This window comes from Methylobacterium sp. 190mf (assembly GCF_900107945.1).
Taxonomy (GTDB): Bacteria; Pseudomonadota; Alphaproteobacteria; order Rhizobiales; family Beijerinckiaceae; genus Methylobacterium.
The window spans coordinates 1-13,654 of record NZ_FNVI01000003.1; the positions used below are offsets into that span (position 1 = coordinate 1).

Sequence of the window (13,654 nt, forward strand, 5' to 3'; positions counted from 1 at the left end):
TATCCGGCCATCGCCCAGAGCTGGCGACGGGCCTGGGGCGAGGTGGTCCCGTTCTACGCCTTCCCCGGCGAGGTGCGCCGGATCCTGTACACGACCAACGCCATCGAGGCCCTGAACGCCACGCTGCGCCGGGCCGTGCGCGCCCGCGGGCACTTCCCGACCGACGAGGCCGCGCTGAAGCTGCTCTACCTGGTCTTGAACCGCTCCGAGAAGGCGTGGAAGATGGGCCCGCGTGAGTGGGTCATGGCCAAGGCGCAGTTCGCCGTCATCTTCGGCGAGCGCTTCACCCGGGCCATGGCGGCCTGATGTTCAACCCGCCGCCCGCACACGGAATTCCTGACAGTCCCATCAGTCCTTCAGCAAGCCCGCTTGGCTCGGCGAGGAGGTGACCGGCGACCTGCGGTTCCGCCAGTCCACCCTGCTCCACCTCTGCCGCGAGGCCGGCCGGCCGATCACGATGGACGACGTGCTGCGGCTGCCGGTGGCCGCTTAGCGACGCAGCCGCGCTCAGCCCGTGCTGCGCAGGGTGCGGTCGAACAGGGCGCTCATCGCCGCCCAGCCGCGCTCCGCGCCTACGCGATCGTGGACGGGGAAATCCGGCATCATCCAGCCGTGCGCGGCGGGATAGGTCTCCGCTGCATACCGGACACCGGCTCGCGACAGCGCCGTCTCCAGCCGCTCGGCCATCGCGGACGGGTAGCTTCCGTCGTTCTCGGCTGCCGCGATATACACCTCGGCCCTCAGCGCGGGTGCCAGACGATGCGGGCTCGCGGGTTCCTCGGTCGCGAGATTGCCGCCGTGGAAGCTGGCGACGGCGGCGAACCGGTCCGGATACGTGCCGGCCGCCGTGATGGCCATGCGGCCGCCCATGCAGAAGCCCACCGCCCCGACCGCGCGCCCCGCGACGTCGTCGCGCGTGTCGAGATAGGCGAGGAGCGCCGCTGTATCGGTCGCGGCCTTGAGATTGTCCGTCGTCGCCATCAGCGGGCCGAGGATCGCTCGGAAATCGCCTTTGAACACGTCCGCGGGGACGAAGGGGCCATAGGGCCCGTAGCGGTAGAAGAGGTCCGGTAACAGAACGAGATAGCCGCCGGTCGCGAGCCGCCGCGCCATGTCGACGAGGGCCGGTCGGATACCGCCGGCATCCATGTACAGGATCACGGCCGGCCAGGGCCCCGCGCCGTCCGGCGCGACGACGTGCGTCCCGCATACGCCGTCCTCGGTCCGGATCGCGACGTGCTCGTTGACCATGCTCGGTTCCTCGACGGGGCGCCCACACGTTCTGCGCCCGCCTTCGGAAAATCGCCAGGCCGTCGACCGCACCCCACGTCTCGGGCCGCCGGTCGCCATGAGCGAGGTGAAGGCCCGTGACCTGATCCGGTCCGGTGGTGCTGCGGCGACGGTCCTCGCCTGCGACCGAGCTATCCCGGTCGCTCCGCCGCGAAGCCAGCGGTCTGACGCGTTCCCGGCGCGGTCCGGTTTCGGTTTGTGGGCCGGACGGTATACGGGTCGCCACGGCGGCCCGCGCGGTGACGGCCCCGTCGCCCGCGCCGGTCTCCGGTCTCCCGATTTCACGATCCGCCGGGGGCGCCGGCCTCCTCCGAGAAGGCTGCTCATGGACCAAGCGAAACCCCGGCGCGACACGACGATCGCGCGGGCGGGTGCGGGGCGGACGGGCTACGTCACGGTCCGGGGCGCGCGGGAGCACAACCTGCGCGACATCGACGTGGAGATGCCGCGCGACGCGCTCGTTGTGTTCACGGGCGTCTCCGGATCCGGCAAGTCCTCGCTGGCCTTCGGCACCCTCTACGCGGAGGCGCAGCGCCGCTACTTCGAATCGGTCGCGCCCTACGCGCGGCGGATGATCGACCAGGTCGGCGTCCCCGACGTCGACGCGATCGAGGGCCTCCCGCCCGCTGTCGCGCTCCAGCAGCAGCGCGGCACGCCGAGCGCGCGCTCGTCGGTCGGCAGCGTCACGACCCTGTCGAGCCTCGTGCGCCTGATGTACTCGCGCGCCGGCACCTACCCGCCCGGCCAGCCGATGCTCTACGCCGAGGATTTCTCGCCCAACACGCCGCAGGGCGCCTGCCCGTCCTGCGGCGGCCTCGGGCGGGTCTACCAGGCGACGGAAGCCTCGATGGTGCCGGACCCGTCCCTTACGATCCGCGAGCGGGCCGTCGCGGCCTGGCCGCAGGCCTGGGGCGGCCAGAACCTGCGGGACATCCTTGTCAGCCGGGGCGTCGACGTCGACACGCCCTGGAAAGCGCTGCCCCGGAGGCTCCGGGACTGGATCCTTTTCACGGACGAGCAGCCGCAGGAGCCGGTCTATGCCGGCCTCACCCCGGAGCAGACGCAGCTCGCCCGCCGCCGCGGCCTGGAGCCGAGTTACATGGGCACCTTCACCAGCGTCCGCCGCCACGTGCTCGGCACCTTCACCAACTCGCAGAGCGCGCTGATGCGCCGCCGCGCCGCGCGCTACCTCGTGAGCGAGGATTGCCCGGCCTGCCACGGCAAGCGGCTGAAGCCCGAGGCGCTTTCGGTCACGTTCGCCGGGCTGGATATCGGCGCGCTCTCGCGCATGCCGCTCTCGGCGCTCGCCGAGGCCCTGAGGCCGGCGGCCGAGGACCGGCAGCCCGAGGCCGACGCCGCACCCGCCACCCTCGACCGCGCGGTGGGCCGGAAGGACCGCGCCGAGCGTGCCGCGTCCGGTGGCTCGGCCCATGCGGGCGCGCCGGACGTGCGCGTCACGCCGAACCTGTCGATCGAGAAGCGCCTCGCCGCCCAGCGCCTGGCCTCGGACCTCATCGCGCGCATCGGGACGCTCGCGGATCTGGGCCTGGGCTACCTCTCGCTGGACCGTGTCACCACGACCCTGTCGTCGGGTGAGCTGCAGCGCCTCCGCATCGCGACCCAGCTGCGCTCGCAGCTGTTCGGCGTCGTCTACGTGCTCGACGAGCCCACGGCCGGTCTGCACCCCGCCGACGGGGATGCCATGCACGACGCGCTGGCCGGGCTGCTCGCCGCGGGCAATTCGCTCTTCGTCGTCGAGCACGACATCGGCACCATGCGCCGCGCCGACTGGCTGGTCGACGTCGGGCCGGAAGCGGGCGAGAACGGCGGCACGATCCTCTATAGCGGGCCGCCGGAGGGCCTGCGTGACGTCGCGGCGTCCCGGACGCGGCTCTACCTGTTCGGGCTGGTGGAGGCGCCCCCGCGGCCGTCGCGGGAGCCCGCGGGGTGGCTGCGCCTCGAAGGCATCGTTCGCAACAACCTGAAGGGCGTCTCGGTCCCCTTCCCGATCGGGTGTCTCACCACCGTGACCGGCGTCTCGGGCTCCGGGAAGTCGAGCTTGGTCAGTCAGGCCCTGCTCGAGCTGGTCGGCGAGCGTCTCGGCCGGCCGGTGAAGACCGAGGACGAGCCGGACGATCCCCTGGACGAGGTGCCGGGCCCGTCGGAGGGCCGCATCGCCGGCGGCATGGACGGGATCGGGCGCCTGGTGCAGGTCGACCAGAAGCCCATCGGGCGCACGCCGCGCTCGAACCTCGCCACCTACACGGGCCTGTTCGACGCCGTCCGCAAGCTGTTCGCCGCGACCCCGGAGGCTCGGCGGCGCCGCTACGATGCGGGCCGCTTCTCCTTCAATGTGGCCAAGGGGCGCTGCCCGGCCTGCGAGGGCGAGGGCTTCGTCAGCGTCGAGTTGCTCTTCATGCCGAGCGTCTACGCCCCCTGCCCGACCTGCCACGGCACGCGCTACGCGCCGGAGACGCTGGCGGTGACGTGGAACGGGCTGAGCATCGCGGACGTGCTCGCGCTGACCGTCGACCGGGCCTGCGCGGCCTTCGCGGACGAGCCGTCCGTGCTGCGGCCGCTCACCGTGCTGCGCGATCTCGGCCTCGGCTACCTGCGGCTCGGCCAGCCGGCGACCGAACTCTCCGGTGGAGAGGCCCAGCGCATCAAGCTCGCCACCGAGCTGCAGCGCGGGCAGCGCGGCGGCACGCTCTACGTCCTCGACGAGCCGACGACCGGCCTGCACCCGACCGACGTCGACCGCCTCATGGTCCAGCTCAACGGTCTGGTCGACGCGGGCAACACCGTCGTCATGGTCGAGCACGACATGCGCGTCGTCGCCCGGGCCGACCACGTGATCGACATGGGCCCCGGCGGCGGCGACCAGGGCGGCACCGTCGTGGCCGCCGGCCGGCCCGAGATCGTCGCCGCGGCCGCGGCCGGCCGCACGGCGCCCTATCTGCGCGAGGAATTCGCGACGGTCCGCACGCGGCCGCCGGGCTGAGGTCACCCACCGCGGCCGGCACAGGGCTCGGAGGACGAAGGCGTGCCGCGCGCACGCGTCACGCGCCGGGTTGCCGGCAGTGGTCCGACGGTCTGGCCGGTCGATCGTGTTCCGCGTCTTGCGCGCCGGAGAACGCGCTGCGGTGCAGTATCGATTAAAGTGAGGTTTGCGGGATCAGTACTGAGTCGCCGGAGTTTCCACCGTTACTGCTGAATTCTCCGGAGGATCGCCATGGGCCTCACCGCGTTCGCCGTGTTCGTCATTCCGTGGGTCCTGCTCGCGGTGTTCCTCACGCGGTCCCCTTCAACGCTTCGCCTGGGGACCGCTTCCGCGCCGTGGCGGTCCATCCCGACCCACAAGGAGATGGCCCGCGCCAACCGTCACGCGCTGCACCCGCATGGGCAGCGGGCGGGCGAGACGGACGGAGTCTCGGGCCGGGACCAGCGCGGTCGGACCGATCCGCCCGCGGGCGGTGCGCTGGGCACGAGCGTGGAGCCCACGGAGCCCGACGACAAGCTCAGCTAACAGATCCGCGCCGGGCATTCCGGCCGGACGTCACCGGCCGATCCAGCACCGTCGGCATGCCGCGCGGCGAGTGGATGATCATGCCCCGACCCGTACCGCGCTGCCGCGGACCCGACTTTCAGCGTGGCCCCCGTGCGGGCCACGGCACCCCGCCGAGCCCGGAGAAGCGCCGGTCACGCGCCCACGGTCGCGTGCGGCCTGCAGTAGCTGTCGCGCACCGCGGGAATGTCGTCGTAGCCGTCGACGGTGCAGAAATACGTGCACACCAACCAAGCGGCCAGGGCGAGGCAGAGAACGCCGTTGTAGACCCACAGGCCGATCACCCGCCGGCTCGGCAGGTTCGGCAATCCAACGACGGAGCCCGGTACCCAGTCGACCGCGAACACGATCGTGCAGAAGGCCCCCAGCACGCCGGCCATCATCACGGCGAGAGCGGTGGACGTCATGTCCCCTCCCGATCCCGCTCTCCGCCGGACATGCAGGGCGTTACGCCGACGCGACCGGCGCGGGCACGACACCTTGGGGCGGACACGCGCAGCCGAACTCCTGTCACAGCTCCCTCCTGACCCTCCGATCCGTGTCACACCAGCTAACCGGGACGGCGCCCCCACGTCGAGATCGGAAAACGCGCCGCACCTTCGTAGGACGCGCCGAAGGCAAGAAAGGTTGGCGGAGTACGCTGCCGAGCGGTTCGGCCATGGTCCTCGAAGGCTCGGTGGGCGCGCTGGGGTTCGAACTTCGGACCCGCTGCGTAAGAGGACGACGCTCCGGGCGCCGAGACACGCATGTTCTGCTTGCCGGCGTCGCCGACAGCTCGAGCGCGCTCTCGAAATCAATGGACCCGCCGATTGTCCAACGCTGGGCACTGTTGAAATCGCTCCGCCTGTGTGCCGGAATGCGCCTCGCCGATCAGACCGCTGCCGCCGCGAACTCTCGGTCGGAATAGAACGCTTGATCGTGTTCGATTTCCCTGGCTTCGGCCTGCGCGTCGGCGCGGGCGGCTCGCGGCAGCGGATCGTCCAATACCGCAACGCGATCGGTCAGACCAAGCGGGACACCCTCGGCCGGGTCGTGCTGCTCGACCGATGCCTGGCGAGCGGCGAGCGAGCGGCCGGCGCTGGCCAAGCTCGGGTCGGATTCGCCTGACGAGGAGCATTTCGCCGAGGCGCGGGCCACCGTGACGTTCGGATCGAAGACCGAGCAGCCACCGGGAAGCTGCGCGAGTCGCTTCACGCTGTGAGCCGGGCGACAGTCGCCGAGCGCCTCGGGGTGATCTTGAAGGAGAACGAGCCGGACGCGGCGAAAAGGGCGCGGGCCACGCTCTCAGCCATCTTTGGGTGGCTGATCGGGAACGGCAGGGCCGAGCCCAACCCAGTAGTCGGCACGATCGAGACGGCCCAGGAGGAGAAGCGCTGCCGGGTTGCTCGCGCCCGACGAGATCAAGGTTGCGTTGAAGGCTTGTCGGGATGACGACTTCGGCCGCATCGTCCGCTCGCGAACGCGGACCGGTCAGCGCCGCGAGGAGGTGGCGGGCATGACGCGGGCCGAGCTTGATTTGGCGAGCGGCATCTGGCGACTACCGGGCCAGCGGACCAAGAATAGTCTGCTGCTCGACGTGCCACTGTCCCGCGCCTCGACCTGCTCGCAAAGGTCCAGCCCAGTGCTGGCTGGCCGCTCCTGTTCGGTGGGGGCGCCGCCAGGTTCTCGGGATTCTTGAACGCGAAGGCCGCGACAAACAAGCGGTCTGGCGTCACGGAGTGGCGGTTGAACGATCTGCGGCGGACGGTGTCCACCGGCATGAACGAGCGGGGCGTGCTGCCTCACGGTGTCGATGCTTTGCTCGACCACATCTCGGGATCCCGAGATGTGGTCGATGTCTACAACCACACCCTCTATAATGTTGAAAGGAGGGTGGCGCTCGATCAGGAGTCGAATTTCTCTCGGCCACACAATCGTTGCGGACCGCTCAGTCGGTTATTTCGAAGCTCCATTGGCAAATGAGCACAGCACTGTTTCCGAAACTGGGGGCTATTACGGCTAGATTTAGAATCTTTGTCACGTAGAGCCGAACATTCGATGGCAATTGAAAAATAATGAAATAATTTTCCTACGCGGTGATGTGGGATTGAGCCGAAAATGGATAGCTGAGACCAAAAATTACTTTTCTTGATCTGAATTGGCCGCCAGCAAATCTTCAGTGAAATTCCCCGTATCCGTATGGGTGATATTTGCCGTATTTGCAGTCGAAGATAGATTCAGATGCGGATGATTCGCGGCTGGGCCCCCGGGGTTTCAGTGGCTGAACTGGGAGCCGACAGATGGGTGGCAAGAAGCTCGCGATCATTGTCAACTGTTATAATTACGAGAAATATATAGTCGAAGCGATCGAAAGTGTGAGTTTACAGCTCCTTGATGGCTGTGAACTGGTGGTCGTGGACGATGGATCGACAGATAATTCGTGGACTTTGATTCAGGGCACTGGGGTAAAATGTCTACGTAAGGAAAACGGTGGTCCTGTAAGCGCCTGCGTACTCGGCTTAGATAATACGACAGCGAGGCACGTTCTGTTCTTGGATGCTGACGATAAGCTTTCTTCAGGGTCTTTACGGAAAATTGTCGGTGCATTAGATGAAAAATACTCTAAGCTTCAGTTTCCCTTGTCAATAATCGATGAAAAAGGGGACGAACAAGGTAGAATTTTCCCTGATCTGAGCGCTCAAAAAACCAAAAATTCCTACATTCAGGACATATCTGAAACAGGAGCATATGTTTCGCCTCCGACCTCCGGGAATTTTTTTCGAAGAGATGTGTGCGATCTTCTTCGGGAGGCATCCTATGATACGGTGGACGGTGTAATCCTTATCGCGGCTCCGTTCATGGGCGAAATCTACACGTTCAATGAGGCGCTGGGCTACTATAGGGTTCACGATAAAAATATGTCCTCGACCGGGCGCTTGCCTTCAGTCGAGCGGCTTCAATACAGTCAAGAACGATTTTCCAATCGTTTGGAACATTTGAAGCACATACTTTCCGCTAGAAAAATTGACCATGACATTATTGGGAGTCGCAGAAATTATATATACTTGAGAGACCAGATATACATCAATATTGTCTCTGGGGAAAAGCTCACGTTGAAACAGGTAGTCGAGCTGGCGGAATATTTTCCGAAATGGTACGGTTCGGCGAGGAGATTGATGACCTTGAGCGCGGCGATCTCCATGATCTTCTTACCTAATCGTGTATCAAAACTGATACTTCGTGTCAGGTTGAATGGTAGAACACTGCTCGCCAGAACCGCAAAATCTATCCTCAGTTACGCCCGTGGCGCCATCATCAGGCCGGGGCGCAAGGCTCTCCATGAGTGAAACTGAGCTAAGGTTTCGGCCTTCGAGCGTCCTGTCGATATCGGCTGTGCATGGGTCTTCGACGTCGCAATCCAGGCGTCAAGGTTGCCGCGGCGGATGCCGGACCAGCGCACACTGAGCTGTCGCGGCGGTGGCGCATTGCCTGCCCGGCCGATCCGGCCGCGCTCAAGCCTGACTCCCGGCACAGGCGCTCTTGACGCCGATGGTCAGGATTATCATCGGCAATCGCACCGCGCCGAAGGATCCGCCCGCCCCCCCCGGCTGACAGGAGCCGCGCCGCCCGCGCGCAGACTATGCTCTCATCCCTGAGCCGACCTCAGCCCCGCCGGCATTCGTCGCGCGGGACTTCGCCGAATCCGTTCTGAGATATGTCACACTGCGGACGGACCACATCCGGATCGACCCCTGCGCTGGGGCGCATGAGTGGCGTGCGAACCAACCCGTCGACTTGTTGATAACTATTCTTCCCAGCAGAGGAGCATGAAAGGCCATCAAATCAGTTTCCGTGCCAGATCAGTCTGACCTCCTGTCGCGGAGAGAGCACAACGGATCAAAAAGCGCTGTCTCGAGCCCGGCGATCACCGATTAGGCGACGCTGCATCCTCGACTCCGAGGGCCTACAGGCGCCACGCTGACGGCAAGCACCCGCCCGCGCAAGATTGCGGATGACGGGTAGATGCGGATGGTTGGGAACGCGGCGATGTCGGGCGGTCAGGGCGGGAGCGGCGCAGATCCGGTCAACGGCACCGGCGGTTAGCCCGGGGCGGACGAGGTGGCGAACGGCACCGGCGCGGCCGGTGGAAACGGCGGCGCTTCTGCCCAGGGGAGCGGCGGAGGTGCGGGCGGTTCCGCAGGCTCGGTCGGAGGCGCCGGCGGTAACGGGGGCGCGGCGGCTGGTGGAACTGTCACCAACACGTCGGGAACGGGTGGCGCCTACTCGACCAACACGGGCTCCAGCTTTTTCGGGGGGGCTGGCGGGGCTGGCCTTGCCGGTCCGAATCCCGGCGACGGCGGCGGCGGCGGCGGCGGCGGCAGCCACGGCCAGTACCTCTCCAACACGGGGAATGGCGTAGGCTTCACCTTTTCCCGGACCGGCGGCACCGGTGGAACGGGCGGTGCCGGCAACTGGACGGGCGGAGGTGGCGGCGGCGGCAGCGGTGGTTACGGCTTCGTTGAGCCTGGCCCCGGATCCTTCATCGCCAGCGCTCAGATCACCGGCGGGAACGGCGGTGCCGGCGGTGCCGCCGGCGGTCCCGGCGCTTTCGGCGGTTCCGGCGGTGAGGGCGGCATCGGACTTTTCCTCTACGGGAGCACGGGCACCAACACCGGCCAGATCACGGGCGGAAACGGTGGTCTGGGCGGGGCCGCGAATGGTGGCACGGCGGGCATCGCGGGCCAGGGGGGAGCCGGTCTGTCCGGCGCGAACATCGCCATCACCAACACCGGCACGATCTCGGGCGGCTTCACCGGCGGCAGCACAACCGTCCGGGCCGTCGCTATCAACGTCACGGGCGGCACCAACAGCCTGACCCCCAGCACGGGAACGCTGAACGGCGGCCTCGGGATCGCCGGCGGCGCCACGACATTGCGCGTCCTCGGCAACGCTCCCAACAATCTCGGACCCGTAGCCAACGCCGGCACGTTCGACATCTCGGGGACGACGGCCGGTGCCTCGATCACCACGCTCTCGGGCACCGGCGGGACGACGCTCGGTGCGCAGGCCCTGACCATCACCAACGGTTCGACCAGCTACAGCGGCGCGATCTCCGGTACTGGCGGCGTGGCGGTCACCGGTGGCACGCAGACGCTGACAGGGGTCAGCACCTACTCCGGCGGCACCGCGATCGGTTCGAACGGCGGCGCTGTGTCGAGCACCCTTCAGCTCGGCGGTCCGACCTCGGCCGGCACGGGGACGATCACCTTCGGCACGATGTCGGGGACGGCGACAGCGCGCCTCGGGCTCAACGTGGCCGCTCAGCCGACCAATGGTGGCACCTTCGCCAACACCATCTCCAATTTCGGTTCGGGCAACGAGATCGCGCTCGCCGGGCTGACCAACTCCAGCGTCAGCTACAACAGTGCGAACAGCTCGATCACCATCACCGGCACCCGCTCCGGTGGCGGCCAGGTGAGCGAGAACTTCGTGCTGTCGGCCCCCCGCACGACCAGCTTCGCGGCGGTGTCGGACGGCCAGGGCGGCACGATCGTGCGCGCCGCTACGGCCCCGAACCCCACGAATCCCACGAACCCATCTCAGCCGGCCAACCCTGCACCCTGCTACGTGACCGGGACGCGGATCCGTGTCCTGCGCGATCGGGTCATCTCGGACGTGCCGGTGGAGCAGCTCGCGGTGGGCGATCTCGCCATCACGGTTGCCGGTACGCCGCGCCCGATCCGTTGGATCGGCACCCGCGCGTACCGGGGATCGATGGTTCCCCCGGCCGAGCGCCCCGTCCGCATCCGGGCCGACGCACTGAGCGAGGGCGTGCCCGCCCGCGACCTGCTTGTCTCTCCAGATCACTGCCTGTGGCTGGACGGGCTGCTCGCGGCCGCGGGACATCTGGTCAACGGCTCGAGCATCACGCGTGGCGAGGCGGTGGCGGATCTCACATACTGGCACGTCGAGTTGGACACCCACGACCTGCTGCTCGCGGAGAATGCTCCGGCGGAGAGCTTCCTGGCGGCGCCCGGCGTGCGCGGCGGCTTCGATGGCGTGCAGGCCCTCGACGTCGGCACCGGGCGCATGCCCTACGCTCCGCGCGCCGAACTCGGCCCCGACTTGGCCGCGCTGCGCGGGCGCTTAGCCCTCCGCGCTGTCTCGTTGGACGGTGCGGCAGAGCCGGGCTCGGTGCGAGCGTGGCTGGACCGATGCGTCGTGACGGGCGATGGCCTGCTGCACGTCGGGGGCTGGGCGCGCGACGAGGCGCATCCCGACACCCCGCTGTGCCTGGACGTGTTGGTAGACGGTGCCGTCGTCGCGTTCGCGGTGGCGGCCGAGTTCCGGTCGGACCTTGCTGCGGCCGGCTTCGGCGACGGGCGATGCGGCTTCGACCTCGGTGTGCATGTACGCCTCGCTCCACACGTGCATCATCGTGTCGAAGTGCGTCGGTCGGCCGATGGCCTCCTGATGTGCGCCAAGCGGATGGATGCGGCAGGGTCTTGGATCGCGCTGTTGGCAGCGTAGCGTCGATCGGGGCATCCGGCGCCGACCCTCAGCCCCGCCGGCACCGCCGCGTGGGGCTTTTTCGGCGGCTTGCGCGGACAGAGGGGAATGCGGGCGAGGCGCAATCGTGCGACGGTAACAATCGTGAGCCAGTCCCCTCCATCGACGCGTATTTTCGAAGCCGACCGTCAGAACTCAATCTCGAAGCGCTGCGATGGCTTGGCGAACCGAATCGTAGCCCTCGGCCATGAAGCGAGGCTTCCGCGGACTTGGCTCGCCCGTCGCAGTTCGGCGAACGGAGAGCGGCTCATCGCTGCAATGAAGATTGTTGATCGCTTCGCCTTCTTACCCTTCGCTCACCGGGATTGAGGTCCGGCTCGCAGGAAGTAGGCTAAGTCTTGGTGGGCGCACTAGGGTTCGAACCTAGGACCCGCTGATTAAGAGTCAGCTGCTCTACCAACTGAGCTATGCGCCCGATCGCTTCTGCGACCGCCCGGTGGCCACCAAGTCCGTCCGGGGTGGCGGGCTGATACCAACGCGGCCGGGGCCTGTCCACCCCCGGCCGCCGCTTTTTCTCATTCCGCCGCCGCATGCTGTGCATGCACGCGCACGGAATGGGCCGACAGCTTGTTCAGCGCCGAGAGATACGCCTTCGCGGACGCCACCAGCGTGTCCGGATCGGCGCCGCGCGCGGTGACGCTGCGCTCGCCGTCCCGCAGCCGCACCGAGACCTCCGCCTGCGCGTCCGTGCCGCCGGTCACGGCATGGACCTGATAGAGCTCCAGCTGCGCCTGATGCGGGACCAGCGCCGAGATCGCGTTGAACACCGCGTCGACCGGCCCGTTGCCGTCCGCCTCCTCGATCCGCGTGCCGGCCTCGTCGGCGATCCGCAGCGTCGCGCGCTGCGGTCCGCGGGTTCCGGCGATCACCGACAGGGAGACCAGCCGGATCCGGTCGTGGGCCGTGGCGAGGTTCTCGTCGACCAGCGCCTCGATGTCCTCGTCGTAGACGTGCTTTTTCCGGTCGGCCAAGGCCTTGAACCGGTCGAAGGCGTCCTGGAACTGGTTGTCGGACAGGTGCAGGCCGAGATCCTCCAGCTTGGAGCGGAACGCCGCCCGGCCGGAATGCTTGCCCATCACCAGGGAGGTCTTGGTCAGCCCGACCGAGGCCGGCGTCATGATCTCGTAGGTCTCGGCATTCTTGAGCATGCCGTCCTGGTGGATGCCGCTCTCGTGCGCGAAGGCGTTGCGGCCGACGATCGCCTTGTTGAACTGCACCGGGAAGTTCGTGGCGTGGCTCACGAGCTTCGAGGCGCGGGTCAGCATGGTCGATTCGACGCCGGTCTCGTAGGGCAGCACGTCGGCGCGCGTGCGCAGCGCCATCACGATCTCCTCGAGCGCGGCGTTGCCGGCCCGCTCGCCGATGCCGTTGATCGTGCACTCGACCTGCCGGGCGCCGCCCTCGATGCCAGCCAGGGAATTGGCGATCGCGAGGCCCAGGTCGTTGTGGCAATGGACCGAGAACACGGCCCTGTCGGCGTTCGGCACGCGCGCGCGGACGTTCGCGAACATGTCGCGGTACTCGGTCGGCGTGGCGTAGCCGACCGTATCGGGGAGGTTGATCGTCGTGGCGCCGGCCTTGATCGCCGCCTCGACGCAGCGGCACAGGTAGTCGAGCGGCGTGCGGGTCGCGTCCATGGCCGACCACTCCACGTCCTCGACGAGGTCGCGGGCCTGGGCCACGGTCTTCAGGATGATCTCGACGACCTCGTCCTGGCTCTTGCGCATCTGGTGCGCGAGATGGATCGGCGAGGTCGACACGAAGGTGTGGATCCGCGCGCGCTTGGCGTGGCGCACGGCCTCGCCGGCCCGGGCGATGTCGGCGGGGATCGCGCGGGCGAGTCCGGCGATGGTCGCGCGCTTGGTCCTCCGGGCGATCTCCGAGACCGCCTCGAAATCGCCGTTCGACGCGATGGGGAACCCGGCCTCAATGATGTCGACGCCCATCGTGTCGAGTAACTCGGCGACCGCGAGCTTCTCGTCGAAGGTCATGGTGGCGCCGGGGCACTGCTCGCCGTCGCGGAGCGTCGTGTCGAAGATCAGGATCCGGTCGCGGGCGGAAGCGGTGCTGGTCGCAGTCATGGCATTACCCTGTCGCGGGCCGCCCGGCACGTGATGGCGCGGCGCGGCGTGGTGCCCTCGCGGGCGGATTCGCGAATGAAAGAACTCCCCTGAAGGCCCAGGCGCGCGCCCGGACGGCCCTCAGGGGCGGGTAAGCAGAAGCGGAAGAAGGAGCCCGGAGCGGCGCGCA

10 protein-coding genes, 1 tRNA gene and 1 pseudogene are annotated in these 13,654 nt (G+C 67.7%); 7 read left to right on the forward strand and 5 right to left on the reverse strand.

Translation table 11 applies throughout. The features are described 5' to 3' along the window. A partial coding sequence (locus C4T42_RS04150) for a transposase (RefSeq protein WP_181049143.1) occupies positions 1-306 on the forward strand: 306 nt, incomplete at its 5' end. A gap of 43 nt (positions 307-349) precedes the next feature. Beyond that, positions 350-493: pseudogene (locus C4T42_RS04155) on the forward strand (adenylate cyclase); the annotation flags it as partial. A 14-nt stretch (positions 494-507) separates the two neighbouring features. On the opposite strand, the gene C4T42_RS04160 reads toward C4T42_RS04155, so the two are convergent. After that, positions 508-1,251, reverse strand: a complete 744-nt coding sequence (locus C4T42_RS04160) for a dienelactone hydrolase family protein (RefSeq protein ID WP_020092142.1) — start codon at positions 1,249-1,251, stop codon at positions 508-510. A 364-nt stretch (positions 1,252-1,615) separates the two neighbouring features. On the opposite strand from C4T42_RS04160, the gene C4T42_RS04165 reads away from it, so the two are divergent. Together C4T42_RS04165 and C4T42_RS04170 are read left to right on the forward strand one after the other, a co-directional pair. Then, a complete protein-coding gene (locus C4T42_RS04165) occupies positions 1,616-4,291 on the forward strand; it encodes an excinuclease ABC subunit UvrA (protein WP_103984749.1) in 2,676 nt (891 codons plus the stop codon). A gap of 231 nt (positions 4,292-4,522) precedes the next feature. Further along, positions 4,523-4,816, forward strand: coding sequence for a hypothetical protein (locus tag C4T42_RS04170; protein WP_020092140.1), 294 nt, complete (start codon positions 4,523-4,525; stop codon positions 4,814-4,816). A gap of 173 nt (positions 4,817-4,989) precedes the next feature. On the opposite strand, the gene C4T42_RS04175 is transcribed toward C4T42_RS04170, so the two are convergent. Continuing rightward, positions 4,990-5,262, reverse strand: a complete 273-nt coding sequence (locus C4T42_RS04175; RefSeq protein WP_020092139.1) for a hypothetical protein — start codon at positions 5,260-5,262, stop codon at positions 4,990-4,992. Between the two features lie 463 nt (positions 5,263-5,725). Next, complete coding sequence (locus tag C4T42_RS31435; protein ID WP_128083306.1) at positions 5,726-6,049, reverse strand: hypothetical protein; 324 nt, start codon at positions 6,047-6,049, stop codon at positions 5,726-5,728. Positions 6,050-6,580: 531 nt separating this feature from the next. Between C4T42_RS31435 and C4T42_RS31440 the strand changes: the two genes are divergently transcribed. The 3 genes from C4T42_RS31440 to C4T42_RS04200 all read left to right on the forward strand — a co-directional run bounded on the left by C4T42_RS31440 (position 6,581) and on the right by C4T42_RS04200 (position 11,365). Next, positions 6,581-6,817 (forward strand): hypothetical protein, encoded by a 237-nt coding sequence (locus tag C4T42_RS31440; RefSeq protein ID WP_128083307.1) that lies wholly within the window; start codon positions 6,581-6,583, stop codon positions 6,815-6,817. A gap of 317 nt (positions 6,818-7,134) precedes the next feature. Continuing rightward, positions 7,135-8,181, forward strand: a complete 1,047-nt coding sequence (locus tag C4T42_RS04185; protein ID WP_103984750.1) for a glycosyltransferase family 2 protein — start codon at positions 7,135-7,137, stop codon at positions 8,179-8,181. A 772-nt stretch (positions 8,182-8,953) separates the two neighbouring features. Further along, the gene (locus C4T42_RS04200; protein ID WP_280177377.1) at positions 8,954-11,365 is read left to right on the forward strand and encodes a Hint domain-containing protein; all 2,412 of its coding nucleotides are present in this window, start codon (positions 8,954-8,956) and stop codon (positions 11,363-11,365) included. A 378-nt stretch (positions 11,366-11,743) separates the two neighbouring features. Here the strand turns inward: C4T42_RS04200 and C4T42_RS04205 are convergent. Both C4T42_RS04205 and C4T42_RS04210 read right to left on the reverse strand, forming a co-directional pair. Next, positions 11,744-11,819: transfer RNA gene (locus tag C4T42_RS04205), tRNA-Lys, on the reverse strand. Positions 11,820-11,919: 100 nt separating this feature from the next. After that, positions 11,920-13,485, reverse strand: coding sequence for a 2-isopropylmalate synthase (locus tag C4T42_RS04210; protein ID WP_103984751.1), 1,566 nt, complete (start codon positions 13,483-13,485; stop codon positions 11,920-11,922). Between the last annotated feature and the right edge of the window lie 169 nt (positions 13,486-13,654).